Origin of the sequence: Pseudomonas sp. CFBP 13602 (genome assembly GCF_014842725.1) — a bacterium.
GTDB classification, from domain to species: Bacteria; Pseudomonadota; Gammaproteobacteria; order Pseudomonadales; family Pseudomonadaceae; genus Aquipseudomonas; species Aquipseudomonas baltica.
In genome coordinates this window covers 97,896-123,518 of record NZ_JACYVT010000008.1, presented here as the reverse complement: position 1 = coordinate 123,518, position 25,623 = coordinate 97,896, and the positions used below count along the sequence as shown (strand labels likewise).

Below are 25,623 nucleotides of genomic sequence, written 5' to 3'. Positions count from 1 at the left end.
GAATTCAAAGCGAGCAGCACCGCACGCAGTGGGCGGTGTTGCGATCAGGCGAAAGGGGAGGCGCGTGGACTCAGGCTGGGCCAGCGGATCCTTGGGTGCAAGGTTGGCAGTTCAGGATCATCAAGAATGACCCTGGGGGTGTACTGCGGCAGGAAATGGCGGTAGTAATCCGAGGGCAGGGCCGCCAGCCCGGCATGGCCGCAACAGCAGTCCACATGGTGCATGGCGCGTTCGGGTTCGGATTGAGGTATCTGAAGCGCCTCGATCGCCTGGCGAAACTCAGCTGAAACGACGCTCGAGTTTCCCCCGGAACAGAATCCGCCCCACATCATGAGATTTACATCGGGCGCTTGCATCGCACGGCTGAGCGGCATGGCCAGAATGTTCATCAAGATCGCCAAGCAGGCAATCCAGGGTCGGATACGTCTCAACGAACTCATCAATGAAGTCGCCGCGAAGGGGCGGTCATTTAGCGCGGTTTGCTGAACGATGTACATTTTCATACGTGCGCTATTTTGTCGCACGTATAGTGCGGGCAAGTTCGTTCACCGGCATTGACGCGGTTTAGGCTGGTGGTCGATGAGGCTGCGGAGAAGATCGGACTGAAAGTCCCGGAAACTACATTTAGTTAGTCAGGGCTGGAAGAGTGATCCGTCGCTGTTCCTGGGGAGGAAATAGCCTTTGATGCAAGACGCGTCGCGGATGCAGAGTTGAACATGGGTTTGCTTGCGAAAAAAAGTGCCTGGGTAAAGCTGCGGCCCTTCCAAAAATGGAGAACGCACCGATGCATACTCAGGAAGACCCACCGAATCTCTGGCTTCATGAAGGGTCATGAACACGGCGCAATCCAGGTGTCTGAGCAGGTTGTCCTGGTCTGCGTTGAATCCAGGTCGGTTTATCGGGATTTCGTCCGAGGTGGCGACAAGGATCTCGTAAGCGCCGCGTAGCTCTTCCAGTGCGCCCTCATCAGTGAGGTTGAGACACAGCTTCAAGTCGATGACCGCGCCAATGACATAGGGATGCTTGATCCACCCCTTACCGCGCTTGGTGTACTTACTGATATGTTCGGCGTAGCTAAACGCGCGTTCGGGACTGTTCTCCCAGAAGTAGGCACCTCTACCCAACCAGTCATAGTCATTGACGCTTGCCGCGATGTGGTCGCCTGCAAGAACAGCTTCCCCGATCTCGCGATCGCAGCCATGGAAGCCAAGAACGAACGAAGGAAGCTGCTGGTACATCAGCGATAAGAGGCCTTGAGCTGACCTTTACTGTTGTAGATCCCGGTCTTGAGGCGAAAAGCCTTGGCCTCTGCTGGATCGCTTGCAAGGATCTGAGCCAACTGACGAAATCGCTCGGCAGCTTCGATATGCGGGTTTTCAGCCTTGACAGTTCTTTTAGCGTGTATGGGCATGTCGACCTCCTGTGGCAGATATACGCTGGCTCTATGCACAAATAGTGGATTGTCAGGTGAGCACGCTGGTTTGCAAACGTCTTGGCGTACGTGTTGCTTCCCCAAACCATATCCAGCACACCCGTGCGGGCCACCTGCAGTGAGACGTCAATCCGTGTGGGACACGGTGTCGCTGGTCGTTCCGCTCGCGGTATTGGCTGATGATATCCAAGAGCTGTCAAAGCAGATAGCCGCAAATTCGTTACGTCGGAGGCAATGTTCTACGGAGTATGTCGAACGGCATTCGGCGGATACGAAGCTGAGCGGGAATGGTAGGGAAATGAAAATACTGCCTGAAACATGGAGCGGGTAGAGGGAATCGAACCCTCAACTAAAGCTTGGGAAGCTTTCGTTTTACCACTAAACTATACCCGCATGACGCGTTGTTTCCGTGCCGCTGGCAGTTCATTGCGAACTCGAGTGCCAGCTTGGCGACCTCGGTGCACTGCGTCTTTCGACACCTGCTCCGGGCGGCTGACTTTGTACCAGAAGCGCCTGGCAATTTGAAGCGCTAATTTTCGTTTCTCTGCTCGATTCCCCTCAAGCCAGACCGATCTCCTCTGCGCTCAAGCTGCGGTACTGGCCGGGTTGCAGGCTGTCATCGAGTACCAGCGCGCCCATGCGCTCTCGGTGCAGCGTGAGCACCTTGTTCTGGAAGTAGCCGAACATCCGCTTCACCTGGTGGTAACGCCCTTCGACGATGCTCAGGCGCGCCAGGCGCGGGCCGAGGATGTCGAGGTGGGCGGGCAGGGTGGTGAGGTCTTCGAAAGCGAAGTAGATGCCCTTGGCGAACGTCTCGACGTAATGGGGTTCGATGACCTGCTCGGTCTCGACCAGGTACACCTTGGGCAGCTTGGTTGCCGGTTGGGTCAGGCGGCGTGACCATTGCCCATCGTTGGTCAGGATCATCAGCCCGGTGGTGTTGAAATCCAGTCGCCCGGCGATGTGCAACTGGTGCTTGTCGGGCACCTCGAGCAGGTCAAGAACGGTCCGATGCTGCGGATCCTGCGTGGCGCTGACGCAACCAGGTGGTTTGTGCAGCATCAGGTAGCGAGCAGGATAGCCGGCCTGCAACAACGTCTGGTCAAGCCGTACTTCGCTGAACTCAGAGACAGCATGCAGCGGGTCGCGGACCACGCTGCCATCCACCTGGACCCGTCCTGCGATCAAGGCCAGGCGCACCTGCTGCCGGTTGAAGCGTTCGAAATTGGAAAGAAATCTGTCCAGACGCATTGCTGCGCTATGCCTCCGACTCAGGCAGTTGCTCATTCACTCGCGCGCAGCGCGGACACAAGCAGGCGGCGTTGCGCAAATGCTCGGGCAAAGCTCGCAGCACAGCGGGGTCGATGCTGACCGTGTAGCACCAGCACGGCTGTGCAGCCGTCTTGGCATCGGCCAATGTGCAGTCGTTGCGGCCGCCGCAGGCTGGGCAAAGGCGGCTGTCGGTCAGCGCGAGCGTGGTCATGAGCGATCCGTGAAGGTATGAACGTGGCATTCTACTTCAGCGCCCTGCAGGTCGGCGAAAAGCGTCAATGCAGAACGCTTTGTATCAATTTATTGCCGTGTGAAATGCAGTATCTTTTCCGCTGTCTGAGTTATGCCCAGAACCATCGTTCCGGGTAACGACCAGTCGTGCTGGTTCGATCCCTCTCGCGGTCCAGGAGGCCGCTTATGTCCCCTAGAGCTCTTTTGATCGTGGTATTGGGCTTGTTGACAAGTGCCTGTGTGCCCTATGGAGGGGGAGGTTACTACCGCACCGAAGTCTATTCCGTGGACAGTTCGCCCAGAGGCGGCTACTACCCCTACAGCCAGCCCTACGGCAGTGGTTACTACGTGACGCCGGCACCGCGCTACTACGAGGGGCCGCGCTACTTTTCTTCGCCTCGGTATTACGCGGTGCCGCCGCCGCGCTACTACGGTCCGCCTGCTCCGCACTACCGGCCGGGGTTCAGGCCAGGGCGCGGCCCCGATCCACGCTGGCGCGACGGGCCGGCGCGGCATTACGGCCAGGATTGGAACCGGGGCCGAGGCTCCGACCGTGGCCCGGGCCGCGGCGGTCGACACTAGCCAGCAACGGCGCCCTCAGGGGCGCCGTTTTCGTTTTTCACCTGCCATTCAGTAATCACAAAGATCCGCCAGCGGATGACGGCCTTCCCAGGCCTTGCCGAAATGCGCCTCGACCACTGCCTGCGGTACATGGTCGACATCGGGCCAGTGCCAGTGCGGCTGGTTGTCCTTGTCGATCAGGCGCGCACGCACGCCTTCGCTGAATTCGGGATGACGGCAGCAGTTCAGGCTCAAGCTGTATTCCATCTGGAACACCTGGGCCAGCGACAAGTGGCGGGCACGGGCCAATTGCGCCCAGATCAAATGCGCGGTCAGCGGGCAGCCCTTGGCGAGGTTGCTGGCGGCCTTGGCCAGCAAGGGGTCCTCGTGTCGTTGCCATTGCACCAGTGCATGCCAGGCGCCCGGCGCATCGCTGACGTCCAGCTGGGCGTCGATGGCGGCCCGGCGCGGCAGCCACTGCGCCGCTGGGGCACTGTCGCGCGCATCGTGTTCGAGGGCCTTGAGCAGGCTGTTCAGCTGCATGGCTGTCTGCTCCTGCCAGTTCAGCTGCAGCAGGCCGTCGAGCAGATCTTCGTATTGATCGTCGCGCAGGCAACGGTCGGCCAGGCCCAGGTCAAGGGCGTCACGGGCGTTGATCTGCGCGCCGGTCAGGCCCAGGAACAGACCGAGCTTGCCGGGCATGCGCGAGAGGAATCCGCTGGCGCCGACATCCGGGTACAGGCCGATGGTGATCTCGGGCATGGCCAGGCGGCTGCTCGGCGTGACGATGCGAATGCTCGACGCCTGCAGCAAGCCCATGCCACCGCCCAGTACGTAGCCGTGGCCCCAGCAGATCACCGGCTTGGGGTAGGTGTGCAGGCGGTAGTCGAAGCGGTATTCGGCAGCGAAGAAACGCGCTGCCAGCGGCGGCACTTCGCCTGGATGAGCGCGGCAGGCCTGCACCAGGCTGCGCACATCGCCCCCGGCGCAGAAGGCTTTTTCGCCTTCGCCGCGCAAGACGACGCAGACCACACGTTCATCCTGCGCCCACTCATCGAATTTTCCGGCGAGCGCTTCGAGCATCGGCAAGGTCAAAGCGTTGAGACTTTTCTCTGCAGCAAGCGAGACGATACCGATACGTGCGCCATTGCCGGCACTGAGTTCTTCGAAATTCAAATCCATCGTGACCTCGCATCAAAGGGGCGGTAGCCGCGGAACAGCCATAGCGAATGGCCGGCGTAGGGTGGCAGCGATCCTGTCTGCATTTGACTTTCCGTGTCCGCTTTCCTACCGTCCGCCCACTGATTTCCGGTGCCTTCTGTTTTTTGGTGCCTGCTTCTTTTTGGTGAACATATGAGCACAGACGACCGCATCAAACTCGAGCCTAGCTGGAAAGCTGCACTGCGTGAGGAATTCGACAAGCCCTACATGGCCCAGTTGCGCGAATTCCTGCGCCAGGAGCATGCGTTGGGGAAAGAAATCTATCCGCCCGGGCCGATGATCTTCAACGCGCTCAATACCACGCCGCTGGAACAGGTAAAAGTCGTGATTCTTGGCCAGGATCCCTACCACGGTCCGGGCCAGGCGCATGGTCTGTGTTTTTCGGTGCAGCCAGGCATCCCCACGCCGCCCTCGCTGGTGAACATCTACAAGGAGCTCAAGCGCGATCTGAACATCGACATCCCCAAGCATGGCTATCTGCAAAGCTGGGCGGAGCAGGGGGTGTTGCTGCTGAATACCACCATGACGGTGGAAAGGGCGAATGCCGCCGCCCACGCGAAAAAAGGCTGGCAGCCGTTCACCGACCGCATCATCGAAGTGGTCAGCGAGCAGCAGTCCAGCGTGGTGTTCATGCTCTGGGGCGCCCATGCGCAGAGCAAGCAGAAGCTGATCGACAACAGCAAGCACCTGGTGCTGACCTCTGTGCACCCCTCGCCGTTGTCGGCGCACAAGGGCTTCATCGGCAACGGGCATTTCAGTCGTGCCAACAAGTTTCTCGAACAGAACGGGCTGACCGCCATCGACTGGCGCCTGCCCTAAGGCACCGGTCGGCGCTTCTGCCACTGGCGAAACAGCGGCTCGGCCAGAAACAGCACGAACAGCAGGCGCATCACCTGCATCGCTGTCACCAGCGGTACCGACAGCTGCAGCACCTCGGCGGTCAGGCTCATCTCGGCAATGCCCCCGGGCATCATGCCCAGGGTCAGCGAGCGCAGGTCGAGGTTGGTCAGGGCGCTCAGGGCCAGCGCGCAGCCGCCGGCAATGGCCATGGTCAGGGCGGTGCTGACCAGCGTGCGAGCGAGAAACGACGGTGCGCGGCGAAAGAACGCGCGATTGAAGTGACAGCCCAGGCCGCTGCCGATCAGCCACTGGCCGATCTGGCTGCCACCGTCCGGCAGGCCGATGTGCAGATCGAAGCTTACGCTCATGGCAGCGCTGACCAGCAGGGGGCCGAACAGCCAGGGGTTGGGCTGGTCCAGTCGCTGCCAGATCCAGGCCGCCACCCCGGCGAGGGGGAAGATCAACGCCAGCCAGGCCCAGTCGACGCCGCCTTCATGGCTGATGGGTGTGCCGTCGCCCATCAGGAATTTGAACAGCGCCGGCACGCACAGCACCACCGCCAGCACCCGCAGACTCTGCCCTGCGGCGACGCGGCTGAGGTCGGCGCCGTTGCGCGCGCCCAGGTTGACCATTTCGCCGGAACCGCCCGGCATGCTGGAAAAAAAAGCCGTGGCCCGGTCTTCACCGGTGCGCAGCATCAGCCACACGCCCACGGCACTGGAAACGCTGGTGATCAGCGCTCCGAAAAAAATCAGGCCGAAATGGCCGCCCACCTGCTCCATCACCAAGGGGGTGAAGTGCAGGCCGATGCCTATGCCGACGATCCACTGGCCCAGCTTGCGGCCATTGGGTATTTCCGCCAATTGCCAAGGTGTCAGGCAGCGCACCAGGATGATCGCCAGCAACGAGCCGATCATCCAGGGCAGCGGCCAGCCGATCAGGCTGGCGACATAGCCGCCAGCCAGACCTACGAACGGTGTACCCCACCAGTTGTGCAGGAACCGATCAAACATCGGCAGCGGCACGACGCATGGCAGCGCGCTTGCGCCAGATACGAACCACCGGCAGCAGCAGCATCAGAATGGTCAGGATCCAGACACCTGCGGTGATCGGGCTGCCCCAGAGGATCTGCAGTTCGCCGTTGGAAATCGACAGCGCGCGACGCAGGTTCTGCTCCATCAGGCCGCCCAGGATGAAACCGAGCAGGACAGGCGACAGCGGGAAATCCAGCTTCCGCAGGATGTAGCCGAAGATGCCGATACCGATCATCAGGAACAGGTCGAAGGTGGTCGCGTGGACCGCGTAGACGCCGATGCCGGTGATGATGGCGATGACCGGTACCAGTGCCCAGTTCGGCACGGCGAGGATCTTGGTGAAGATGCGGATCATCGGGATGTTCAGGATCACCAGCATGATGTTGGCGATGAACAGCGAGGCGATCAGGCCCCAGACGATGTCCGGTTGCTGTTGGAACAGCAGCGGGCCTGGAGTGATGTTGTACAGCGACAGGGCGCCGATCATCACTGCGGTGGTGCCCGAACCCGGTACGCCCAGGGTCAGCATCGGCACCAGGGCGCCGCAGGCAGTGGCGCCGATGGCGGTTTCCGGTGCGGCCAGGCCACGCTTGTCACCTTGGCCGAACTTGCCGCTGGCACCTGCCAGGCGCTTCTCGGTGGTGTAGGCCACCGCGCTGGCCAGGGTGGCGCCGGCGCCGGGCAGGACGCCCATGATGAAGCCCAGCACGCCGCAGCGAATGTTCACCCAGAACACCGAAGCGGCTTCCTTGAGGTTGAACATCATGCGCCCGGTGGCCGTGACGGCCACGCTGCCGTGGTGAGTCTTTTCCAGCAGCAGGAGGATTTCACTGATCGAGAACAGGCCCAGCACCAGCACGACGAACTGGATGCCGTCGGCCAGGTGGATGTTGTCGCCAGTGAACCGGTACACGCCGCTGTTGGCGTCGATGCCGACACTGGACAGGAACAGGCCGATCAGCGCGGCGATGAACGTCTTCAACGGCCTGTCACCGGCCATGCCGCCCAGGCAGACGATGGCGAACACCATCAACACGAAGTATTCCGCAGGGCCGAAGGCAATCGCCCATTTGGCCAGGATCGGGGCAAACATGACCATGCCGCAGGTGGCGATGAATGCACCGATGAACGAGCTCCAGGCGGACAACGACAGCGCAACGCCAGCCAGGCCCTGACGGGCCATCGGGTAGCCGTCCAGAGTGGTCATCACGGTCGATGCTTCGCCGGGAATGTTGAGCAGGATCGAGCTGATGCGACCGCCGTATTCGCAGCCCAGGTACACCGCTGCCAGCAGGATCAGCGCCGACTCCGGCGGCAGGCCCAGGGCGAAGGCGATCGGGATGAGCAGTGCCACGCCATTGATCGGCCCCAGGCCCGGCAGCAGGCCGACCACGGTGCCGATCAGGGTGCCCGACAGGGCGGTGATCAGATTGTAGGGGGTCAGGGCAACGCCGAAGCCCTGACCCAGGTAGCCAAGAGTATCCATGTCAGTTCTCCAGAACGCTGAGCAGGCCCAAGGGCAGCGGCACGTCCATGACTTTATCGAAGAGCACGTACAGGCCGATGCTCATCAAGGTGATGATGATCACGCTGGGCACTGCCCGGCCGCCGTACAGCAGGGCCATCGGAATGCCGATCAGGATGCTGCTGAGAATGAAGCCCAGGGGTTCGAACAGCCCGGCGAACACCAGCAGCAAACCGATGCACATGGCGATCTTCTTCAAGGTCGGGCGGTCCAGCGGCGGCTCTTCCTCGCTGTGCACGATCGGAGTGGGACGAAACACCAGATACAGCAGGGCCAGGCTCATCAGGCCCAGCATCAGCAACGGGTAGGCGCGCGGGCCTACCGGCTCATAGGAAAAGGGTGCCTGGTAGGGCCAGGCCATCAGTGCCAGACCGGCACAGACAAGCAGCAACAGCAGGGCGAAAAGCCGTTGAACGATCATGATCATGGTCATGTTCCTTCGTGAAGGAGGACGATGGTGGTGTCGGCAGGGAAGCCTTCGCGGGCAGAGATCCGCTCTCACAGTGGACGTGTACATCCAACCCTGTGGGAGCGGGTCTCTGCCCGCGAATGGCTACCCGCAGTCCCAAGCCGATTACTGAACCAGGCCGAATTCCTTGGCCAGGGTCTTGTACTCGGCGACCTGTTTCTTCACGTAGGTGTCCAGCTCCTGCCCGGTCATGGCGAACGGGAACAGCTCGCGCTGGTCACGCAGCTTGGCGAACTCCTCGGATGCCAGCAGCTTGTCGAACGCCGCTTTCCACCAGTCGTATTCGGCGTCGGTCACCTTCGGCCCCAGGTAGAAGCCGCGCACCACAGGCCAGACGATGTCGTAGCCCTGCTCCTTGGCAGTGGGGATGTCCTTCATTTCCGGCTCGTCCAGACGCTTGTCGGAGAACACCGCGAGCAGGCGCATGTCGCCGCTGAGGATGTGCGGCATGGAGTCGGAGATGTCGGTGCTGCCGACCTGGATGTGGCCGCCGAGCAGGGCCGTGGCGATTTCACCGCCACCTTCCAGGGCAACGTAGCGCAAGTCGCGCGGGTTGATCCCGGCGGCCTTGGCGATCAGCGCGGTCTGCATCCAGTCCTGGCTGCCGACGGTGCCGCCTGAGCCGATCACCACTTTGCTCGGGTCAGCCTTGAGCGCCTTGACCAGGTCATCCAGGGTCTTGTAGGGCGAGTCGCTCTTGACCGCGATGGCACCATAGCTGGTGCCTACCGCGGCCAGCCAGCGTACGGCGCTTTCGTCGAAACGGCCGAACTTACCCTGCGCCAGGTTGAGCAGCGAGCCGCTGGACCATGCCACCAGGGTGCCTGCGTCGGCTGGGCGCTGGGCGACCACCGCGTTGTACGCTACCGCGCCGACACCGCCGGGCATGTAGGTGACGCGCATGGGTTTGGACAGCAGTTTCTCGTTGACCAGTGCGCTTTGGGCAAGTTTGCAGGTCAGGTCGAAGCCACCGCCCGGCGAGGCTGGGGCAATGCATTCAGGACGTTTGGGTTCTTCCTGGGCAAGCAGCGGGGCACTGATGAACAGGCAGCTGACAGCCAGGGCAAGCGGACGCATGGCGCGGATCATGGGTATTTCTCCATTGTTGTTCTTGTTATCGAAAACGTATCGTGACGTTTGCGTGGCAGGTCTCTACGGACTCGCCTTGCTGAAACCTTATGTTGCGAACCTTTCACCAAGCTTTCAGTGGCGGTCAATCTGCCAAGACTGCTTCACAGTCCGGCGCGGGCCTGTAAACTCGGGCACATAAAGCGGTTGATGAGCCTTTCGCAGCTGGCGCTGACATCAGCGAATACCGTACTACGGCAACATCATTCCGATATAGAAAAGATTGGCCGTGAGGAATACCGATGCGTGTCCTGCTTGTAGAAGATCACCTGCAGTTGGCCGAAAGTGTCGCCCAGGCGCTGAAGGCCACCGGCTTGACCGTCGATGTGCTGCACGACGGCGTCGCGGCAGACCTGGCCCTGGCCAGCGAGGAGTACGCCGCCGCGATACTCGACGTCGGCCTGCCCAGGCTCGACGGTTTTGAAGTGCTGGCGCGCCTGCGGGCGCGGGGCAAGAATTTGCCGGTGCTGATGCTCACGGCGCGCAGCGACGTCAAGGACCGCGTCCATGGCCTGAACCTGGGCGCCGACGACTACCTGGCCAAGCCGTTCGAGCTCACCGAGCTGGAAGCCCGGGTCAAGGCCCTGCTGCGGCGCACCGTGCTTGGAGGAGAGCGGCAGCAGCGCTGCGGTCCGCTGGCCTATGACCTGGATACGCGGCGCTTCACCCTGGGCAAGGAGCTGCTGACCCTGACCTCCCGGGAGCAGGCCGTGCTCGAGGCGCTGATTGCCCGTCCGGGACGGGTGATGAGCAAGGAGCAGTTGGCGGCGCAGGTGTTCGGCCTGGACGAGGAAGCCAGCGCCGACGCCATCGAGATCTATGTGCACCGCCTGCGCAAGAAGCTCGACAAGCAACCGATCGCCATCGTCACCTTCCGCGGTCTGGGCTACCTGCTGGAAAGCCGCGATGCGTGAAGTCAGCAGCCTGCGTTGGCGGCTGCTGTGGAACCTCGCCATGCTGCTGGTCTTCCTGATGCTGGCCAGCGGTCTGAGTGCCTACTGGAATGGCCGCGAAGCGGCCGACACGGCTTATGACCGGACCCTGCTGGCCTCGGCGCGCACCATTGCCGCCGGGCTGTCCCAGCGCGACGGCACGCTCAGTGCCGACGTGCCCTACGTGGCCCTGGATACTTTCGCCTACGACAGCGCCGGGCGCATCTACTACCAGGTCAACGACATCGACCACAAGCTGATCTCCGGCTACGAAAACCTGCCGGCGCCGCCGCGCGGCACTCCGCGCACGGACGACTACCCGGCCCTGGCCACGTTCTACAGCGGCCGTTATCTGGGGCAGGACGTACGCGTGGTGAGCCTGCTCAAGGCGGTCAGCGAACCGAACATGATTGGCATGGCCGAGATTCGCGTGGCCGAGACCGAAGAAGCGCGCGTGTCGATGGCCCGTAGCCTGATGGCCGACACCCTGCTGCGCCTGGGCATGCTCGGCGGCGGCGCCTTGTTGCTGGTATGGGTCACGGTCAGCGCCGCCCTGCGCCCACTGGAGCGTCTGCGCGACGAAGTCGAAGACCGTCAGCCGGATGACCTGCGCCCCCTGCCGCTGGTCGAGGTCCAGCGCGAACTGTGGCCGCTGGTGCAGGCCCTCAACCATTTCACCGAGCGCCTGCGCGTCCAGTTCGAGCGTCAGGCGCAGTTCATTGCCGATGCTGCCCACGAGTTGCGCACGCCGCTGGCAGCGCTCAAGGCGAGGGTGGAGTTGGGCTTGCGCGCCGAACAGCCGGAAGTCTGGCGCACCACCCTGCAGCAGGCGGTGGAAGGCACCGATAAACTGACCCACCTGGCCAATCAGTTGCTGTCGCTGGCCAGGGTCGAGAACGGCGCACGGGCCATTGCCGAAGGCGGCGCCCAGCGCCTGGACCTGAGCCAATTGGCCCGCGAACTGGGCATGGCCATGGCGCCCCTGGCCCACGGCCGAGGCGTGGCGCTGGCATTGGAGGCCGACGAGCCCATCTGGCTGCGCGGCGAGCCGACGTTGCTCAACGAACTGCTCAGCAACCTGGTGGACAACGCCCTGGCGCATACCCCGGCCGGCGGTAACGTCATTTTGCGCGTGCTGGCCCCCGGCATCCTCGAAGTCGAGGACGACGGGCCAGGCATTCCGGCGGACGAACGCGATCGCGTGTTCGAGCGCTTCTACCGGCGCAATGCGCAGAGCAGCGGAACCGGACTGGGGCTGGCCATCGTCGGGGAAATCTGCCGCGCACACATGGCGCGCATCAGCCTGCACGATGGCGCCAGGGGCGGTTTGAAAGTGCGTGTCGACTTCGCGCTCTAGTTCAGCAGCGACTGGGCCTGCAGCAGATCGCTGGCCAGCAGCACCGGGCTTTGCTTGATCTCCAGGCGCTGGTACGCCGGATGCTCGACCAGGATCGGCAGGCCTGTGTTGTGCGGCAAGCGCAACAGCGTGGCGATCATCACCAGATCGCCATAATCGGTTTCGGTGTTGTGCCGGTTCAGGTCCAGGAACTGGCCGGGCACCTGCGCAAGCATGGCCGGAAAATCCCATTTGTGCAGGATGTGGTCGCCTATCCGCGGATGGATATGCTCGACCACATGGGTGAGGCTCACCGGGTCGGCCAGCAGCTCGTTGTGCTCCTGGGCATAAGTCAGGATCGGCAACACGCCGATCTGGTGCACCAGGCCGGCGAGGGCGGCGCGGTCGGGCTTGAGGGTGGTGAAGCGTCGAGCCAGTTCGGTGCACATGCCGGCCACCTCCAGGCTGGTCCGCCAGGCCTCGCGCATGCGGCTTTGCACAGCAGGCGCGCGGGCGTGGAAGATCTGTTCGATGACCAGGCCGATGGCCAGATTGCTGCTGTAGTTGACGCCCAGCCGATTGATCGCCGTACGCACGTCGGTGACCTCGAAACTGGCGCGCAGCAGTGGGCTGTTGACCACCTTGAGCAGGCGCGCCGACAGCGCTGCGTCCTGAGCGATGACCTGGCTCAGGCGATTGACGCTGACGTTGTCGTCCTCGGCCGCTTCACGAATTTTCAGGGCCACTTCCGGCATGGTCGGCAACACCAGCTCGTCACGGTCGATGGCGGCCAGCAAATCCCTTTGTACTGTATCGGCCAGCTGATTCATTCGACGCCTCGGCATAGCGGGAGAGGGGTGCGCAGGCCTTGCAGCGGGCCATGCTAGCGCTGTATTTCACGGTCTCGATCAAGTGTATAGGGCAAGGTCAGAAGTGCCAGCGCAGGGCCTTCGAGACTGCCCAGATGAATGCGGCCATCCTCGACGGCGTTGTCCTGCAGTACGGCCAGGGCCTCGTAGCCCTCGGCCGTCGGTGCGGCCAGGGCAATCTCGCCGATGGCACTGCCATGCACCGGCGAGAACAGCGCAGCACCCGGTTCCGGACGCGTCGGGCCGGCCAGTTGCACGTGGTAGAGACGTCGCTTGAGTTTGCCCAGGTACTGCATGCGCGCCACGATTTCCTGGCCGGTGTAGCAACCCTTCTTGAAGCTCACGCCGCCCACGGCCTGCAGATTCAGCATCTGTGGGATGAACAGCTCGCGAGTCGGCTCCAGCACCTGGCCGATACCGGCGCGGATCTGCCCCAGCAGCCAATCGTCGAGCGAGCCCTGGGCCAATTGTTCGGCCAGCCGCGTGGCGAGGTTCTCGGCCTGCTCGGCAGGCGCCCACAGTTCGGCCCGAGCCGGCGAGACGCGCACCGCGATCAGCGCGCCGTGACGTACCACGGCATCGGTTTCCAGGGGCAGGTCCAGGCCCAGCGCGTTCAGCGCGCCATCGCCGTGCTGCACGCCGAAGCGCACCCAGGCGTCGCTCTCGTCGGTGAGCTTGGACTTGGAGAACACCGCGTACTTCTTCAGGTCGGCCAATTGTGCTTCGAGCAGGCCGCGGGCCATGGCCAGAACACAGCCATCGCCCTGCAAAAGAATGCGAAAGCTGGACTGCATGCGGCCTTTCTGCGTGCAGCGCGCGCCGAGACTGGCCGTGTGCTCGTCCAGGTAGTTGAGGTTGCAGGTGAGCTGGCCCTGCAGGAACTTGCCGGCGTCCGAGCCGCGAACGGCGAGGACGCCCTCGTGGGTCAGGGTGCAGAACATAGCGCTATCGGACATGGGTCATCGCTGAGTTGAAAAGACTGGACGTCATCATAGAGCCCCGCGCCGGGGGAATGCTATCCCCGCCGCCCTGACACCCCACCGACGCCTCTGTATACTGCGCGCCTATTCAAGGAGCCCCCCATGGTCGAAAACGTTGAACTCAACCGGCTTTACTGGCACAGCCGCCGCGGCATGCTGGAGCTGGACGTGTTGCTGGTGCCTTTCGTCAAGGAAGTCTATCCCCACTTGAATCAGGTGGATCGCGATGTCTACGTACGCCTGCTCGAATGTGAAGATCAAGACATGTTCGGCTGGTTCATGGAGCGTAACGAGTCCGATGACCCCGAGTTGCAGCGCATGGTTCGGATGATCCTGGATCGTGTCCAGCCCAAGTAACCGCTTCGAGTGCCACTGGCAGCCCTCGCGGCGGCTGCTGGCCTTCTACGTGCTGGCGCAGGCCTCGGCGTGGCTGGCCAACCTGCTGATGGATGCGCCCGTACTCGTGCACCTGGCCGCCGCGGCGCTATGCATCGCGCACGCACTGTACGTATTGCCGCGGCAAGTGTTGCTCGGTAGCCCCCACGCCGTGACCGGCCTGCGCCGTGATCGTAGCGGCTGGTCCGTGTGGACCGCGGCCGCTGGCTGGCAAGCGGTGCAGCTGCGCCCCGACAGCATGGCGCTGCCCCATGTGGTTGTGCTGCGCTTCCGCCTGGCCGGTCAGCGACAGGTGCGCAGCGCTTGTGTCCTGCCTGACTGCCTGGATGCAGACACCCATCGACGCCTGCGCCTGCGGCTCAAGTTCAGTCGGCAAAGGTGGGCGGTTCCAGAATAGTGTCATGTGCCTCGGACAGCAGATCTGGATAGTCGAGCGTGTAGTGCAGGCCTCGGCTTTCCTTGCGCTGCATGGCCGACGCAATCATCAGCTCGGCCACTTGCGCCAGGTTGCGCAGTTCGATCAGGTCACGGCTGACCTTATAGTTGCTGTAGAACTCGTCGATCTCGTCGAGCAGCAGGCGCACTCGGTGCTGCGCGCGCTGCAGACGTTTGGTGGTGCGCACGATGCCCACGTAGTCCCACATGAAGCGCCGCAACTCGTCCCAGTTGTGGGCAATGATCACGTCTTCGTCCGAATCGGTCACCTGGCTGGCGTCCCACTGCGGCAACGGTCCGGGCGGTGCGACTTCGGCCAGGCAGGAAACGATGTGCTCGGCGGCGGAGCGGGCGTAGACGATGCATTCGAGCAGGGAATTGCTGGCCATGCGGTTGGCGCCGTGCAGGCCGGTGCAACTGGTTTCGCCAATGGCATACAAATGGGGGACGTCGGTGCGTCCGTGCCGGTCCACCTGCACGCCGCCACAGGTGTAGTGGGCGGCTGGCACGACAGGAATGGGCTGGCGGGTGATGTCGATGCCGAACGTCAGGCAGCGTTGGTACACCGTCGGGAAATGGCTGCGGATGAAGTCTGCCGGTTTGTGGCTGATGTCCAGGTACACACACTCGGCGCCCAGGCGCTTCATTTCGTGGTCGATGGCGCGGGCCACGATATCGCGCGGGGCAAGCTCGGCACGCGAGTCGAAGCGAGGCATGAAACGCTCGCCGTTGGCCAGCTTGAGCAGGGCGCCCTCGCCACGCAGCGCTTCGGTGATGAGAAAACTCTTGGCCTGGGGGTGATACAGGCAGGTCGGGTGGAACTGGTTGAATTCCAGATTGGCGACCCGGCAGCCCGCGCGCCACGCCATGGCAATGCCATCGCCGCAGGCACCGTCGGGGTTGCTGGTGTACAGGTAGACCTTGGCGGCGCCACCGGTTGCCAGCACGGTGAAGCGCGCCGCGTGAGTGTTCACCGCGCCGCTGCGATGATCCAGCACGTAGGCGCCGAGACAGCGGTCCTCAGCGCGGCCCAGGCGCCGTTCGGTAATCAGGTCGATGGCCGCGCACTGCTCCATGAGTTCGATGTTGGGCCGCAGGCGCGCCGCTGCCAACAGCGTGTCGAACATCGCCGCGCCGGTGGCATCCGCCGCATGAATGATCCGGCGCTGGCTGTGGCCGCCTTCACGGGTCAGGTGAAAGGGGAAGCCGGTGTGCGCGGGATCCGATTCGTGTTCACGGGTAAACGGCACGCCCAACTCGACCAGCCACTGAATCGCCGCCCGGCTGTGCTCTACGGTGAAGCGCACGGCCTCTTCATCGCACAGGCCGGCGCCCGCTTCGAGCGTGTCCTGAACGTGAGCCTCGACGGTATCGGTATCGGCCAGTACGGCCGCCACGCCGCCCTGTGCCCAGGGCGTCGAGCCATCGCCCAGCCCACTTTTGCTGATGACCGCGATGCGCAGCGTGGCGGGCAACGCCAGCGCGAGGCTCAAGCCTGCGGCTCCGCTACCGATCACCAGAACATCGTGTTGCAGTTGCTTGCCCATTCGAAGGTCATCCGCAGGTCGAAAGTAAGGTTGCGTGAAGCGCCATCCAGCGTGCCGTTCGCGCCTGTTGTGCACGTCCCGCTGGCATATCCAAGGGGGTAGCGGCACAATAGCGGCACCTTCGACGCACGGAGTCCAGGGTTTCCCGCTGGCGTGGCGCGGCATTTATAGCAGCCGCATCGACGCTTGCGCTACGCGAACAGGCGCTCGACCTGGGCTGCGCGAGCTGAATCACTTCAGTTATAGGAACGGTTGTAGGACCGAGTAAGCCGTGCGTATAGGCCTAAACCTTCGTTTTTGTGGGAACTTTCCAAGAAAGCCTGCAATCAATAGAAGGTTGCCTATAGGAAGGAAACAGCGTCGAACAGTGGTTGCATTGGCAATGCCAGGTTGCAGCGCTCGACGGAAAGATTATCGGCGCAGCCCGGCACGTTCGAGCTGCGCTTTCCGTGCAGGCTTGATCCAGGCCTGCGGGAAACTTGCCTGGAGGGGAGAACTTTTGCGAATAGCCCGAGTCTATGGTTGCAAGCCTGAACGATGGCCTGAGCAGCGCTCCTTCCGGACCCATGAGGAGTGTTCATGCTAACCCAGGAAGAGGATCAGCAGCTGGTCGAGCGTGTACAACGCGGTGATCGGCGAGCGTTTGATCTGTTGGTGCTGAAATACCAGCACAAGATTCTCGGGTTGATCGTGCGGTTCGTGCACGACACCCATGAAGCCCAGGACGTGGCGCAGGAAGCTTTCATCAAGGCTTACCGCGCGTTGGGCAATTTTCGCGGAGACAGCGCGTTCTACACGTGGCTGTACCGTATCGCCATCAACACGGCGAAAAACTATCTGGTGTCCCGCGGACGCAGGCCACCGGACAGTGACGTAAGTTCCGAGGACGCGGAGTTCTATGACGGCGATCATGGCCTCAAGGACCTCGAGTCACCGGAACGTTCACTGCTGCGCGATGAGATCGAGGGTACCGTCCATCGAACCATTCAGCAGCTGCCTGAAGACCTGCGCACGGCATTGACCCTGCGCGAGTTCGACGGTTTGAGTTACGAAGACATTGCCAGTGTCATGCAGTGTCCGGTGGGGACCGTGCGGTCGCGGATTTTCCGGGCCCGGGAAGCCATCGACAAAGCCCTGCAGCCGTTGTTGCAGGAATCCTGAGACAGCGGCGATAGCCAAGAGAGGAACGCCATGAGTCGTGAAGCCCTGCAGGAATCGCTGTCCGCAGTGATGGATAACGAAGCGGACGAATTGGAACTGCGTCGGGTACTGACCGCGCTGGACGATGCCGAAACCCGTGCCACATGGGCACGTTTTCAGGTCGCTCGTGCTGTCATGCACAAGGACCTTCTGGATCCGCGCCTGGACCTGTCGGCTGCAGTGTCGGCAGCCATTGCCGAAGACGTTGCGCCGGCACCGGCTGCTCGCGGCCCATGGCGCAGCCTCGGTCGTCTGGCCGTGGCTGCTTCGGTGACCGTCGCCGTGCTGGCAGGCGTGCGCCTGTACAACCAGGACGACATTACCGGCGCCGAGCTGGCGCAACAGCAGCCTGCGCAGCAAGCGCCGTCGACGCCGATGGTGCAAGGTCCGGCCGTTCTGGCGGGCTACACGCCCGACAGCTCCGACGCACCAGGGCCGATGGCCAACGGTGTGCTTAAAGGTGAGGAAGGTTTGAACGACCAGCGCCTGCCGGGTTATCTGCGTCAACATTCGCAGGAAGCTGCCGCCAAAGGTTCGGAAAGCGCTCTGCCCTATGCCCGTTCCGCGAGCATGGAAAACCGTTAATCCCGATCATGCGTGCGGCACTGCTCCTGCCATTTCTCCTTGGCCTGGCCGCACCGGCCGCTGCTGCACCCGATGCAGCTCAGTGGCTTGAAAGCATGACGCGCGCCGAGCGCACGCAGAGTTTCGAAGGCACGTTCGTCTACGAACGTGACGGTGATTTCTCCACTTATCAGGTTTGGCACCGTGCTGGCGACGGCGGGGTGCGTGAGCGTGTGCTCAAATTGGATGGTATCGCGTCCGAGCGTGTCCAGGCCGGTGGCCGTACGGCCTGCGCAACGGGCAACCCAGTGCTCGGCGTGGTGCAAGGTCCTGTTGGCTCCGATGGCGTTGTCGATCCGCTCAAGTTGATGTCGTGGTACGACCTGCGCGTTGCCGGAGCTTCCAGGGTCGCCGGCCGCGAGGCGGTGGTGGTGACTCTGGTTCCCAGGGATCGCGACCGCTATGCCTTCGAGATGCATCTGGACGCACGTACCGGCCTGTTGCTCAAGTCTTTGTTGATCGACGCGCAAGGGCGACTGCTCGAACGCTTGCAGTACACGCGTCTGGCAGTGGGAACCCCTGCGTCCGCTGACTTGAAGGCGACACCAAATTGTAAGCCTGTATTGCACGCGCTCGCTGCCACTGCACCGCGCGATGTCTCCGCGTGGCGCTCCAAATGGATCCCGGCTGGCTTCGAACTGGCTCAGACAGGCCTGCGCAAATCTTCGGCCAGCAATGCCAGTGTGACCAGTCTGCTGTACGCCGATGGGCTTGCGCATTTTTCTGTATTTGTTGAACCGCTCAATGGTGCATCTGCGCGCGATACCCGCGTCCAGCTTGGCCCGACGGCGGCAGTGTCGCGACGGTTGAAGACCTCGGAAGGTGAAATGATGATCACGGTAGTGGGTGAAATCCCGTTGGGTACCGCAGAGCGAATAGCCCTGTCGATGCAACGCCAGGATGTTCAGGCTCGGCGTTGAACTGTGCGCGCCCAAAGGCGCCGTCCATGCGTCGCGACAGGCCTTCATGCTGGTTTAATCATCGCGACGTAACGTGAAAGCTGTTTCATGCAGGTTGCAAACCGCCGGTTTTTTTCTTATAGGTCTGTGCTTCGGGGGCGAACCGTTATGCAGTTGCTGGTTCGCTGCCGTGCGCCGCGCCGGAACACGGGATTGCCAGAGGGCCGAATTCCGGTTTTGCCGACCGCACAACCCTATTGCTCAACCATGCTCGTTACGAACGGGAGCCGTATGTCGATAACACGTTTCAACCCCTTTCTTTCACTGTTCGCGGCAGTGCTGATGCTGGGCAACGTTGCCAGCGTGCAGGCTGAAGCGTTGCCTGATTTCACCACGCTGGTCGAACAGGCTTCGCCCGCCGTGGTGAACATCAGTACCACGCAGAAGCTGCCGGATCGCGGTGTGGCTGCCAGCCAGATGCCAGATCTGGAAGGCCTGCCGCCGATGTTTCGCGAGTTCTTCGAGCGCAACATGCCGCGCGGTGGACCGCGTTCCCCGCAGCGCGGCGATCGTCAGCGCGAAGCGCAGTCGTTGGGTTCGGGTTTCATCGTGTCGGCCGACGGCTATGTACTCACCAACAACCACGTGATCGCCGACGCCGACGAAATCATCGTGCGCCTGTCCGATCGCAGTGAGCTGAAGGCCAAGCTGGTCGGCACCGATCCGCGCACCGACGTGGCGCTGTTGAAAATCGACGGCAAGAACCTGCCTACGGTCAAGCTGGGCGATTCGGCCAAGTTGAAAGTAGGCGAGTGGGTATTGGCCATCGGTTCGCCGTTCGGCTTCGACCATTCGGTCACCAAGGGCATCGTCAGCGCCAAGGGCCGTACACTGCCCAATGACGCCTACGTGCCGTTCATCCAGACCGACGTGGCGATCAATCCGGGCAACTCGGGTGGCCCGCTGTTCAACATGAACGGTGAAGTGGTGGGTATCAACTCGCAGATCTTCACCCGTTCCGGCGGCTTCATGGGCTTGTCATTCGCCATTCCGATCGACGTTGCCCTGGACGTTTCGGACCAGCTCAAGAAGGACGGCAAGGTCAGCCGCGGCTGGCTGGGCGTGGTCATTCAAGAGGTCAACAAGGACCTGGCCGAGTCGTTCGGCCTGGACAAGCCGGCCGGTGCACTGGTTGCCCAGGTGCTCGAAGAAGGCCCGGCAGCCAAGGGCGGCTTGCAGGTAGGTGATGTGATCCTGAGCATGAATGGCCAGCCGATCGATATGTCGGCCGACCTGCCGCACCTGGTCGGAGGGCTCAAGGCCGGTGCCAAGGCCAGCCTGGAAGTGATCCGGGAAGGCAAGCGCCGCACGATCGACGTAACCGTTGGTGCGATGCCGGATGACGATCAGGACCTGGATACAGGCGCCAAGGCCCAGACCGAGCGCAGCAGCAATCGTTTGGGTGTGTCGGTGGCAGAGCTGACCACCGAACAGAAAAAGGCACTCGAGCTCAAGGGCGGCGTGGTCATCAAGGAGGTGCAGGACGGTCCGGCTGCGCTGATCGGCCTGCAGCCCGGCGACGTCATCACGCACTTGAACAACCAGGCCATCGAGTCGTCGAAGCAGTTCGCCGATATCGCCAAGGGCCTGCCGAAGAATCGTTCGGTGTCCATGCGCGTGCTGCGTCAGGGCAGGGCGAGCTTCATCACCTTCAAGCTGGCTGAGTAAGCAGGTTGGGTGTATGAACGAAAGGCGGCCTTCGGGTCGCCTTTTTTGTGAGCGGTGGTGTGGCCTTCGCGGGCCCTGTGCCCGCGAAGACGTCCGTACAACCACCCCTCGACCCACCGCTCCCACACCCGAACGTTATTCAGGTACAATTCCCGGCTATTTTTCGTTGGGCGTTCGGCCCGCAGCCTTTTTGAGTGTTGACCCGTGAGTGATTTGAGTCATATCCGCAATTTCTCCATCATCGCCCACATCGATCACGGCAAGTCGACCCTCGCCGATCGGTTCATCCAGATGTGCGGCGGCCTGGCCGACCGCGAAATGGAGGCCCAGGTCCTGGACTCCATGGACCTGGAGCGTGAGCGCGGGATCACCATCAAGGCGCACAGCGTCACCCTGCACTACAAGGCGCAGGACGGCAAAACCTACCAGCTGAATTTCATCGATACCCCTGGGCACGTCGACTTCACCTACGAAGTCAGCCGCTCGCTGGCGGCCTGCGAAGGCGCGCTGCTGGTGGTGGATGCGGGGCAGGGCGTCGAAGCCCAGTCCGTGGCCAACTGCTACACGGCCATCGAGCAAGGCCTGGAAGTGATGCCGGTGCTGAACAAGATGGACCTGCCCCAGGCCGACCCGGACAAGGTCAAGGACGAGATCGAGAAGATCATCGGCATCGACGCCACCGACGCCGTGGCCTGCAGCGCCAAGAGCGGCATGGGCGTGATCGACGTGCTCGAGCGCCTGGTGCAGACCATTCCAGCCCCTACCGGCGATATCGAAGCACCGTTGCAGGCGTTGATCATCGACTCCTGGTTCGACAACTACCTGGGCGTTGTCTCGCTGGTGCGCGTGCGCCATGGCCGGGTGAAGAAGGGCGACAAGATTCTGGTCAAGTCCACCGGCAAGGTGCACCTGGTCGACAGCGTCGGCGTCTTCACGCCCAAGCACACCGCCACGGCCGACCTCAAGGCGGGCGAGGTGGGCTTCATCATCGGCAGCATCAAAGACATTCACGGCGCGCCGGTCGGCGACACCCTGACCTTGAGCAGCACGCCCGATGTTGCCGTGCTGCCCGGCTTCAAGCGCATTCAGCCGCAGGTCTACGCCGGGCTGTTCCCGGTCAGCTCGGAAGACTTCGAAGATTTCCGCGACGCTTTGCAGAAACTGACCCTCAACGATTCCTCGCTGCAGTACCTGCCGGAAAGCTCCGATGCCCTGGGCTTCGGTTTCCGCTGCGGGTTCCTGGGCATGCTGCACATGGAGATCATCCAGGAGCGCCTGGAGCGCGAGTACGACCTGGACCTGATCACCACGGCGCCGAGCGTGATCTTCGAAGTGGTCATGAAGACCGGTGAAACCATTTATGTGGACAACCCGTCGAAGCTTCCGGACGCCTCGTCCGTCGAGGACTTCCGCGAGCCGATCGTGTCGGCGACGATTCTTGTGCCTCAAGAGCACCTGGGCAACGTCATTACCCTGTGCATCGAGAAGCGCGGCGTGCAGCGCGACATGCAATTCCTCGGCAGCCAGGTTCAGGTTCGCTACGACCTGCCGATGAATGAAGTGGTGCTGGACTTCTTCGACCGACTGAAATCCACCAGCCGTGGCTATGCCTCGCTGGACTACCATTTCGAGCGTTACCAGTCGGCCAACCTGGTCAAGCTGGATGTGTTGATCAACGGCGACAAGGTCGATGCCCTGGCGCTGATCGTGCACCGCGACAATGCGGCCTACAAGGGCCGTGCGTTGACCGAGAAAATGAAGGAGCTGATCCCTCGGCAGATGTTCGATGTGGCAATCCAGGCCGCCATTGGCGGACAGGTCATTGCCCGGACCACTGTCAAGGCGCTCAGAAAGAACGTACTGGCCAAGTGTTACGGTGGCGACGTGAGCCGTAAGCGCAAGCTGTTGGAGAAGCAGAAGGCCGGTAAGAAACGCATGAAGCAGGTCGGCAACGTGGAAATTCCACAGGAAGCCTTCCTTGCTGTGCTCAGGTTGGAATAGTCGAGTCCTATGTCACTAAATTTCCCGCTGTTGCTGGTCATCGCCGTAGCCGTTTGTGGTCTGCTGGCCTTGCTTGATCTGGTCGTCCTGGCGCCACGACGACGGGCTGCGATCGCCACCTACGAGGGCAGCGTCACCCAGCCCGAGCCGGCGGTGGTCGAGCGCCTGGACAAGGAACCGCTGCTGGTCGAGTACGGCAAGTCGTTCTTCCCGGTGCTGTTCATCGTGCTGGTGCTGCGCTCGTTTCTGGTCGAGCCGTTCCAGATTCCTTCGGGCTCGATGATCCCGACCCTGGAAGTGGGTGATTTCATCCTCGTGAACAAGTTCTCCTACGGCATTCGCCTGCCGGTGGTGGACAAGAAGATCATCGAGGTCAACGATCCCAAGCGCGGCGACGTCATGGTGTTCCGCTACCCCAGCGACCCCAACGTCAACTACATCAAGCGCGTGATCGGCTTGCCGGGCGACCAGATTCGCTACACCTCGGACAAGCAGCTGTACGTCAACGGCGAATTGATCGCGCGGCAACTGGTCGGCAGCGAGCCGGGCAGCCTGGGCAGCGCCGAGTTGTACAAGGAAAAGCTGGGCGAAGTCGAGCACGTCATCCGCCAGGAAATGTCGCGCTATCGCGCGCCGCCCGACAGCCAGTGGACGGTGCCCGCCGGGCACTACTTCATGATGGGCGACAACCGCGACAACTCGAACGACAGCCGCTACTGGGACGATCCGTCGATTCCCAAGGAACTGCTGGGCATGGTCCCCGACCAGAATATCGTCGGCAAGGCCTTTGCCATCTGGATGAGCTGGCCCGAGCCCAAGCTCAGCCACTTGCCCCACTTCTCGCGAGTCGGGCTGATCAAGTAGCGCCGCCGGCGCCGTCCACGGACGGCGCCGAATGTTTTCAGAGGTGTCCAGCATGAACGCAGTGAAGTCCCAGCAAGGCATGTCCATCGTTGGCTGGTTGCTCACCCTGGCGGTGATCGCGTTCGTGGCCAGTACGGCTTTCAAGCTGGTGCCGCACTACATGGACTACCGGACGCTGACCCAGGCCATCGAGTCGGCGGGTGCCGACAAGTCCACCCGGGTCGATACGGTGGGTGAATTCTATGGCCACGTCAGCCGGGCCATGCAGGTCAACAATATTCAGGATCTGGATTTGAACAAGGTTTTAAGCATCACCGAGGCGGGTAACACGTTCAAGGCCCACCTCAAGTACGAAAAGCGTGAGCCACTGATCCAGAATCTGGATGTGGTGGTGAAGTTCGATCGTGAGTTCAGCGTGGTCAAGCCGTGACCGCTTCCCTGGGCCGCCTCGAACGCCAGCTGGGCTACACTTTCAAGGACCAGGACCTGATGGTGCTGGCACTGACCCATCGCAGCTTCGCCGGGCGCAACAACGAGCGCCTCGAGTTTCTCGGCGATGCCATCCTCAATTTCGTCGCTGGCGAAGCGCTTTTCGAGCGCTTTCCGCAAGCCCGCGAAGGCCAGCTTTCACGCCTGCGCGCGCGTCTGGTCAAGGGTGAAACCTTGGCCATACTGGCCCGCGGCTTCGATCTGGGCGATTACCTGCGCCTGGGCTCGGGCGAATTGAAGAGTGGTGGCTTTCGCCGCGAATCGATCCTGGCCGATGCCCTCGAAGCACTGATCGGGGCCATCTACCTGGACACCGGTATGGATGCAGCGCGTGATCGCGTGCTGGCCTGGCTGGAAGGGCAGTTCGAAGGACTGACGCTGGTCGACACCAACAAAGATCCCAAGACCCGCCTGCAGGAGTTCCTGCAGTCGCGCGGTGCTGAACTGCCGCGCTATGAAGTGGTGGATATCCAGGGCGACCCGCACTGCCGACAGTTCTTCGTCGAGTGTGAAGTCGTCCTTCTGAATGAGAAAAGCCGGGGCCAGGGCGTCAGCCGTCGCATCGCCGAACAGGTGGCCGCCGCGTCTGCCCTGATCGCCCTGGGCGTGGAGAATGGCAATGACTGATGCACCCGTTACCCGTTGTGGCTATGTAGCCATCGTCGGCCGTCCGAATGTCGGCAAATCGACGTTGCTCAACCACATTCTGGGGCAGAAGCTGGCGATCACGTCGCGCAAGCCGCAGACCACCCGCCACAACATGCTGGGCATCAAGACCGAGGGCGAGATCCAGGCCGTCTATGTCGACACCCCGGGCATGCACAAGGGCAATGAAAAGGCCCTGAACCGCTACATGAACAAGACCGCCTCGGCAGCGTTGAAAGACGTCGACGTGGTGATCTTCGTGGTCGACCGCACCAAGTGGACGGACGAAGACCAACTGGTTCTGGAGCGGGTGCAGTACGTGCAGGGGCCGGTGATCCTGGCGATCAACAAGACCGATCGCATCGAGGACAAGGCTGAGCTGATGCCGCACCTGGCCTGGCTGCAGGAGCAGCTGCCGAACGCCGAGATCGTGCCGATTTCCGCGCAGCACGGGCATAACCTCGAAGCGCTGGAAAAAGTGATTGCCGGGCATCTGCCGGAGAACGAGCATTTCTTCCCGGAAGACCAGATCACCGACCGCAGCAGCCGGTTTCTCGCTGCCGAACTGGTGCGCGAGAAGATCATGCGCCAGCTGGGCGCCGAGCTGCCGTACCAGATCACCGTCGAGATCGAGGAATTCAAGCAGCAGGGCAAGACGCTGCACATCCATGCCTTGATTCTCGTCGAGCGTGATGGTCAGAAGAAAATCATCATTGGTGACAAGGGCGAGCGTATCAAGCGCATCGGCATGGAAGCGCGCAAGGACATGGAGGTGCTGTTCGACTCCAAGGTCATGCTCAATCTGTGGGTGAAGGTGAAGGGCGGCTGGTCCGACGACGAGCGAGCGCTGCGTTCGCTGGGCTACAACGACCAGTAATTTCACATCGCGGACGACACCCTGTAGCAGCGGCGCAAGCCGCGTCACAGGGTGCAGCAGATATTCTGTTCGTTCGCGTGGGTTCGTG

28 protein-coding genes and 1 tRNA gene are annotated in these 25,623 nt (G+C 62.3%); 15 read left to right on the top strand and 14 right to left on the bottom strand.

Annotated elements, in window-relative coordinates; all coding sequences use genetic code 11:
* Positions 1 to 44 precede the first annotated feature (44 nt).
* The 6 genes from IFU31_RS17530 to IFU31_RS17505 form a co-directional block, all read right to left on the bottom strand.
* Positions 45 to 440, bottom strand: a complete 396-nt coding sequence (locus tag IFU31_RS17530; protein WP_122479725.1) for a DUF2946 domain-containing protein — start codon at positions 438 to 440, stop codon at positions 45 to 47.
* A gap of 192 nt (positions 441 to 632) precedes the next feature.
* Positions 633 to 1,238 (bottom strand): hypothetical protein, encoded by a 606-nt coding sequence (locus IFU31_RS17525; protein ID WP_122479378.1) that lies wholly within the window; start codon positions 1,236 to 1,238, stop codon positions 633 to 635.
* Complete coding sequence (locus IFU31_RS17520) at positions 1,238 to 1,411, bottom strand: hypothetical protein (RefSeq protein WP_163007609.1); 174 nt, start codon at positions 1,409 to 1,411, stop codon at positions 1,238 to 1,240. The genes IFU31_RS17525 and IFU31_RS17520 overlap by 1 nt, the downstream gene beginning before the upstream one ends.
* Positions 1,412 to 1,751: 340 nt before the next feature.
* A tRNA-Gly gene (locus IFU31_RS17515) sits at positions 1,752 to 1,825 on the bottom strand.
* 165 nt (positions 1,826 to 1,990) lie between these two features.
* Positions 1,991 to 2,683 carry a pseudouridine synthase gene (locus tag IFU31_RS17510; RefSeq protein WP_192103959.1) on the bottom strand — a complete coding sequence of 231 codons (693 nt, stop codon included), beginning with the start codon at positions 2,681 to 2,683 and terminating at the stop codon, positions 1,991 to 1,993.
* A gap of 7 nt (positions 2,684 to 2,690) precedes the next feature.
* A complete protein-coding gene (locus IFU31_RS17505; protein ID WP_185794202.1) occupies positions 2,691 to 2,900 on the bottom strand; it encodes a cysteine-rich CWC family protein in 210 nt (69 codons plus the stop codon).
* 221 nt (positions 2,901 to 3,121) lie between these two features.
* On the opposite strand from IFU31_RS17505, the gene IFU31_RS17500 reads away from it, so the two are divergent.
* Positions 3,122 to 3,517 (top strand): hypothetical protein, encoded by a 396-nt coding sequence (locus tag IFU31_RS17500; RefSeq protein WP_192050790.1) that lies wholly within the window; start codon positions 3,122 to 3,124, stop codon positions 3,515 to 3,517.
* A 48-nt stretch (positions 3,518 to 3,565) separates the two neighbouring features.
* Here the strand turns inward: IFU31_RS17500 and IFU31_RS17495 are convergent, their stop codons facing one another.
* Positions 3,566 to 4,678: an enoyl-CoA hydratase/isomerase family protein gene (locus IFU31_RS17495; RefSeq protein WP_192103957.1), complete on the bottom strand. Its 1,113-nt coding sequence runs from the start codon at positions 4,676 to 4,678 to the stop codon at positions 3,566 to 3,568.
* Positions 4,679 to 4,849: 171 nt separating this feature from the next.
* On the opposite strand from IFU31_RS17495, the gene ung reads away from it, so the two are divergent.
* Positions 4,850 to 5,536, top strand: coding sequence for a uracil-DNA glycosylase (ung, locus tag IFU31_RS17490; protein WP_192103955.1), 687 nt, complete (start codon positions 4,850 to 4,852; stop codon positions 5,534 to 5,536).
* Here ung and IFU31_RS17485 read toward each other — a convergent pair.
* The 4 genes from IFU31_RS17485 to IFU31_RS17470 form a co-directional block, all read right to left on the bottom strand.
* Positions 5,533 to 6,570, bottom strand: coding sequence for an AbrB family transcriptional regulator (locus tag IFU31_RS17485; protein WP_122479724.1), 1,038 nt, complete (start codon positions 6,568 to 6,570; stop codon positions 5,533 to 5,535). The two genes, ung and IFU31_RS17485, sit on opposite strands and share 4 nt — an antisense overlap.
* Positions 6,563 to 8,077, bottom strand: coding sequence for a tripartite tricarboxylate transporter permease (locus IFU31_RS17480; RefSeq protein WP_122479373.1), 1,515 nt, complete (start codon positions 8,075 to 8,077; stop codon positions 6,563 to 6,565). The genes IFU31_RS17485 and IFU31_RS17480 overlap by 8 nt, the downstream gene beginning before the upstream one ends.
* A gap of 1 nt (position 8,078) precedes the next feature.
* Positions 8,079 to 8,537, bottom strand: coding sequence for a tripartite tricarboxylate transporter TctB family protein (locus tag IFU31_RS17475; RefSeq protein WP_192104050.1), 459 nt, complete (start codon positions 8,535 to 8,537; stop codon positions 8,079 to 8,081).
* Between the two features lie 153 nt (positions 8,538 to 8,690).
* Positions 8,691 to 9,674, bottom strand: a complete 984-nt coding sequence (locus IFU31_RS17470) for a Bug family tripartite tricarboxylate transporter substrate binding protein (protein ID WP_122713340.1) — start codon at positions 9,672 to 9,674, stop codon at positions 8,691 to 8,693.
* A gap of 281 nt (positions 9,675 to 9,955) precedes the next feature.
* Here IFU31_RS17470 and IFU31_RS17465 point away from each other — a divergent pair, with 281 nt between their 5' ends.
* Positions 9,956 to 10,627, top strand: a complete 672-nt coding sequence (locus tag IFU31_RS17465; protein WP_049860714.1) for a response regulator — start codon at positions 9,956 to 9,958, stop codon at positions 10,625 to 10,627.
* Positions 10,620 to 12,002: a sensor histidine kinase gene (locus tag IFU31_RS17460; protein WP_192103953.1), complete on the top strand. Its 1,383-nt coding sequence runs from the start codon at positions 10,620 to 10,622 to the stop codon at positions 12,000 to 12,002. Before IFU31_RS17465 ends, IFU31_RS17460 begins: the two co-directional genes overlap by 8 nt.
* Here IFU31_RS17460 and IFU31_RS17455 read toward each other — a convergent pair.
* Together IFU31_RS17455 and ygfZ are read right to left on the bottom strand one after the other, a co-directional pair.
* Entirely contained in the window at positions 11,999 to 12,811 is an 813-nt protein-coding gene (locus tag IFU31_RS17455) for an HDOD domain-containing protein (RefSeq protein WP_122479370.1), read from the bottom strand. The genes IFU31_RS17460 and IFU31_RS17455 overlap by 4 nt on opposite strands.
* A gap of 53 nt (positions 12,812 to 12,864) precedes the next feature.
* Positions 12,865 to 13,806: a CAF17-like 4Fe-4S cluster assembly/insertion protein YgfZ gene (gene ygfZ / locus IFU31_RS17450; RefSeq protein ID WP_192103951.1), complete on the bottom strand. Its 942-nt coding sequence runs from the start codon at positions 13,804 to 13,806 to the stop codon at positions 12,865 to 12,867.
* A gap of 126 nt (positions 13,807 to 13,932) precedes the next feature.
* Here ygfZ and IFU31_RS17445 point away from each other — a divergent pair, with 126 nt between their 5' ends.
* Positions 13,933 to 14,187 carry an FAD assembly factor SdhE gene (locus IFU31_RS17445; protein WP_122479368.1) on the top strand — a complete coding sequence of 85 codons (255 nt, stop codon included), beginning with the start codon at positions 13,933 to 13,935 and terminating at the stop codon, positions 14,185 to 14,187.
* A complete protein-coding gene (locus IFU31_RS17440) occupies positions 14,171 to 14,623 on the top strand; it encodes a protein YgfX (protein WP_192057616.1) in 453 nt (150 codons plus the stop codon). Before IFU31_RS17445 ends, IFU31_RS17440 begins: the two co-directional genes overlap by 17 nt.
* Here IFU31_RS17440 and nadB read toward each other — a convergent pair.
* Positions 14,592 to 16,208, bottom strand: coding sequence for an L-aspartate oxidase (gene nadB, locus IFU31_RS17435; protein WP_192103949.1), 1,617 nt, complete (start codon positions 16,206 to 16,208; stop codon positions 14,592 to 14,594). The genes IFU31_RS17440 and nadB overlap by 32 nt on opposite strands.
* Before the next feature lie 579 nt (positions 16,209 to 16,787).
* Between nadB and rpoE the strand changes: the two genes are divergently transcribed.
* From rpoE to era, 9 genes are all read left to right on the top strand, one after another.
* Positions 16,788 to 17,369 carry an RNA polymerase sigma factor RpoE gene (rpoE, locus tag IFU31_RS17430; RefSeq protein ID WP_011535354.1) on the top strand — a complete coding sequence of 194 codons (582 nt, stop codon included), beginning with the start codon at positions 16,788 to 16,790 and terminating at the stop codon, positions 17,367 to 17,369.
* 30 nt (positions 17,370 to 17,399) lie between these two features.
* A complete protein-coding gene (locus tag IFU31_RS17425; protein WP_192103947.1) occupies positions 17,400 to 17,993 on the top strand; it encodes a sigma-E factor negative regulatory protein in 594 nt (197 codons plus the stop codon).
* Between the two features lie 8 nt (positions 17,994 to 18,001).
* Positions 18,002 to 18,952 carry a MucB/RseB C-terminal domain-containing protein gene (locus IFU31_RS17420; protein ID WP_192053688.1) on the top strand — a complete coding sequence of 317 codons (951 nt, stop codon included), beginning with the start codon at positions 18,002 to 18,004 and terminating at the stop codon, positions 18,950 to 18,952.
* A 321-nt stretch (positions 18,953 to 19,273) separates the two neighbouring features.
* Positions 19,274 to 20,659 carry a DegQ family serine endoprotease gene (locus IFU31_RS17415; RefSeq protein WP_244647901.1) on the top strand — a complete coding sequence of 462 codons (1,386 nt, stop codon included), beginning with the start codon at positions 19,274 to 19,276 and terminating at the stop codon, positions 20,657 to 20,659.
* A gap of 204 nt (positions 20,660 to 20,863) precedes the next feature.
* Positions 20,864 to 22,660: a translation elongation factor 4 gene (lepA, locus tag IFU31_RS17410; protein ID WP_122479362.1), complete on the top strand. Its 1,797-nt coding sequence runs from the start codon at positions 20,864 to 20,866 to the stop codon at positions 22,658 to 22,660.
* A 9-nt stretch (positions 22,661 to 22,669) separates the two neighbouring features.
* Positions 22,670 to 23,524 (top strand): signal peptidase I, encoded by an 855-nt coding sequence (lepB, locus tag IFU31_RS17405; RefSeq protein WP_192103945.1) that lies wholly within the window; start codon positions 22,670 to 22,672, stop codon positions 23,522 to 23,524.
* A gap of 52 nt (positions 23,525 to 23,576) precedes the next feature.
* Positions 23,577 to 23,954, top strand: a complete 378-nt coding sequence (locus IFU31_RS17400; RefSeq protein ID WP_122479722.1) for a DUF4845 domain-containing protein — start codon at positions 23,577 to 23,579, stop codon at positions 23,952 to 23,954.
* Positions 23,951 to 24,640 (top strand): ribonuclease III, encoded by a 690-nt coding sequence (gene rnc, locus IFU31_RS17395; protein ID WP_122479360.1) that lies wholly within the window; start codon positions 23,951 to 23,953, stop codon positions 24,638 to 24,640. The genes IFU31_RS17400 and rnc overlap by 4 nt, the downstream gene beginning before the upstream one ends.
* Entirely contained in the window at positions 24,633 to 25,535 is a 903-nt protein-coding gene (gene era / locus IFU31_RS17390; protein ID WP_122797209.1) for a GTPase Era, read from the top strand. Before rnc ends, era begins: the two co-directional genes overlap by 8 nt.
* The last annotated feature ends 88 nt before the right edge of the window (positions 25,536 to 25,623 follow it).

What these genes read in the sequence shown, in the direction of transcription:
- IFU31_RS17530 (WP_122479725.1), bottom strand. Translation starts at nt 440, where the DNA reads ATGAGTTCGTTGAGACGTATCCGACCCTGGATTGCCTGCTTGGCGATC.
- IFU31_RS17525 (WP_122479378.1), bottom strand. Translation starts at nt 1,238, where the DNA reads ATGTACCAGCAGCTTCCTTCGTTCGTTCTTGGCTTCCATGGCTGCGAT.
- IFU31_RS17520 (WP_163007609.1), bottom strand. Translation starts at nt 1,411, where the DNA reads ATGCCCATACACGCTAAAAGAACTGTCAAGGCTGAAAACCCGCATATC.
- IFU31_RS17510 (WP_192103959.1), bottom strand. Translation starts at nt 2,683, where the DNA reads ATGCGTCTGGACAGATTTCTTTCCAATTTCGAACGCTTCAACCGGCAG.
- IFU31_RS17500 (WP_192050790.1), top strand. Translation starts at nt 3,122, where the DNA reads ATGTCCCCTAGAGCTCTTTTGATCGTGGTATTGGGCTTGTTGACAAGT.
- IFU31_RS17495 (WP_192103957.1), bottom strand. Translation starts at nt 4,678, where the DNA reads ATGGATTTGAATTTCGAAGAACTCAGTGCCGGCAATGGCGCACGTATC.
- ung (WP_192103955.1), top strand. Translation starts at nt 4,850, where the DNA reads ATGAGCACAGACGACCGCATCAAACTCGAGCCTAGCTGGAAAGCTGCA.
- IFU31_RS17485 (WP_122479724.1), bottom strand. Translation starts at nt 6,570, where the DNA reads ATGTTTGATCGGTTCCTGCACAACTGGTGGGGTACACCGTTCGTAGGT.
- IFU31_RS17480 (WP_122479373.1), bottom strand. Translation starts at nt 8,077, where the DNA reads ATGGATACTCTTGGCTACCTGGGTCAGGGCTTCGGCGTTGCCCTGACC.
- IFU31_RS17475 (WP_192104050.1), bottom strand. Translation starts at nt 8,537, where the DNA reads ATGATCGTTCAACGGCTTTTCGCCCTGCTGTTGCTGCTTGTCTGTGCC.
- IFU31_RS17470 (WP_122713340.1), bottom strand. Translation starts at nt 9,674, where the DNA reads ATGATCCGCGCCATGCGTCCGCTTGCCCTGGCTGTCAGCTGCCTGTTC.
- IFU31_RS17465 (WP_049860714.1), top strand. Translation starts at nt 9,956, where the DNA reads ATGCGTGTCCTGCTTGTAGAAGATCACCTGCAGTTGGCCGAAAGTGTC.
- IFU31_RS17460 (WP_192103953.1), top strand. Translation starts at nt 10,620, where the DNA reads ATGCGTGAAGTCAGCAGCCTGCGTTGGCGGCTGCTGTGGAACCTCGCC.
- IFU31_RS17455 (WP_122479370.1), bottom strand. Translation starts at nt 12,811, where the DNA reads ATGAATCAGCTGGCCGATACAGTACAAAGGGATTTGCTGGCCGCCATC.
- ygfZ (WP_192103951.1), bottom strand. Translation starts at nt 13,806, where the DNA reads ATGTCCGATAGCGCTATGTTCTGCACCCTGACCCACGAGGGCGTCCTC.
- IFU31_RS17445 (WP_122479368.1), top strand. Translation starts at nt 13,933, where the DNA reads ATGGTCGAAAACGTTGAACTCAACCGGCTTTACTGGCACAGCCGCCGC.
- nadB (WP_192103949.1), bottom strand. Translation starts at nt 16,208, where the DNA reads ATGGGCAAGCAACTGCAACACGATGTTCTGGTGATCGGTAGCGGAGCC.
- rpoE (WP_011535354.1), top strand. Translation starts at nt 16,788, where the DNA reads ATGCTAACCCAGGAAGAGGATCAGCAGCTGGTCGAGCGTGTACAACGC.
- IFU31_RS17425 (WP_192103947.1), top strand. Translation starts at nt 17,400, where the DNA reads ATGAGTCGTGAAGCCCTGCAGGAATCGCTGTCCGCAGTGATGGATAAC.
- IFU31_RS17420 (WP_192053688.1), top strand. Translation starts at nt 18,002, where the DNA reads ATGCGTGCGGCACTGCTCCTGCCATTTCTCCTTGGCCTGGCCGCACCG.
- IFU31_RS17415 (WP_244647901.1), top strand. Translation starts at nt 19,274, where the DNA reads ATGCTGGGCAACGTTGCCAGCGTGCAGGCTGAAGCGTTGCCTGATTTC.
- lepB (WP_192103945.1), top strand. Translation starts at nt 22,670, where the DNA reads ATGTCACTAAATTTCCCGCTGTTGCTGGTCATCGCCGTAGCCGTTTGT.
- IFU31_RS17400 (WP_122479722.1), top strand. Translation starts at nt 23,577, where the DNA reads ATGAACGCAGTGAAGTCCCAGCAAGGCATGTCCATCGTTGGCTGGTTG.
- era (WP_122797209.1), top strand. Translation starts at nt 24,633, where the DNA reads ATGACTGATGCACCCGTTACCCGTTGTGGCTATGTAGCCATCGTCGGC.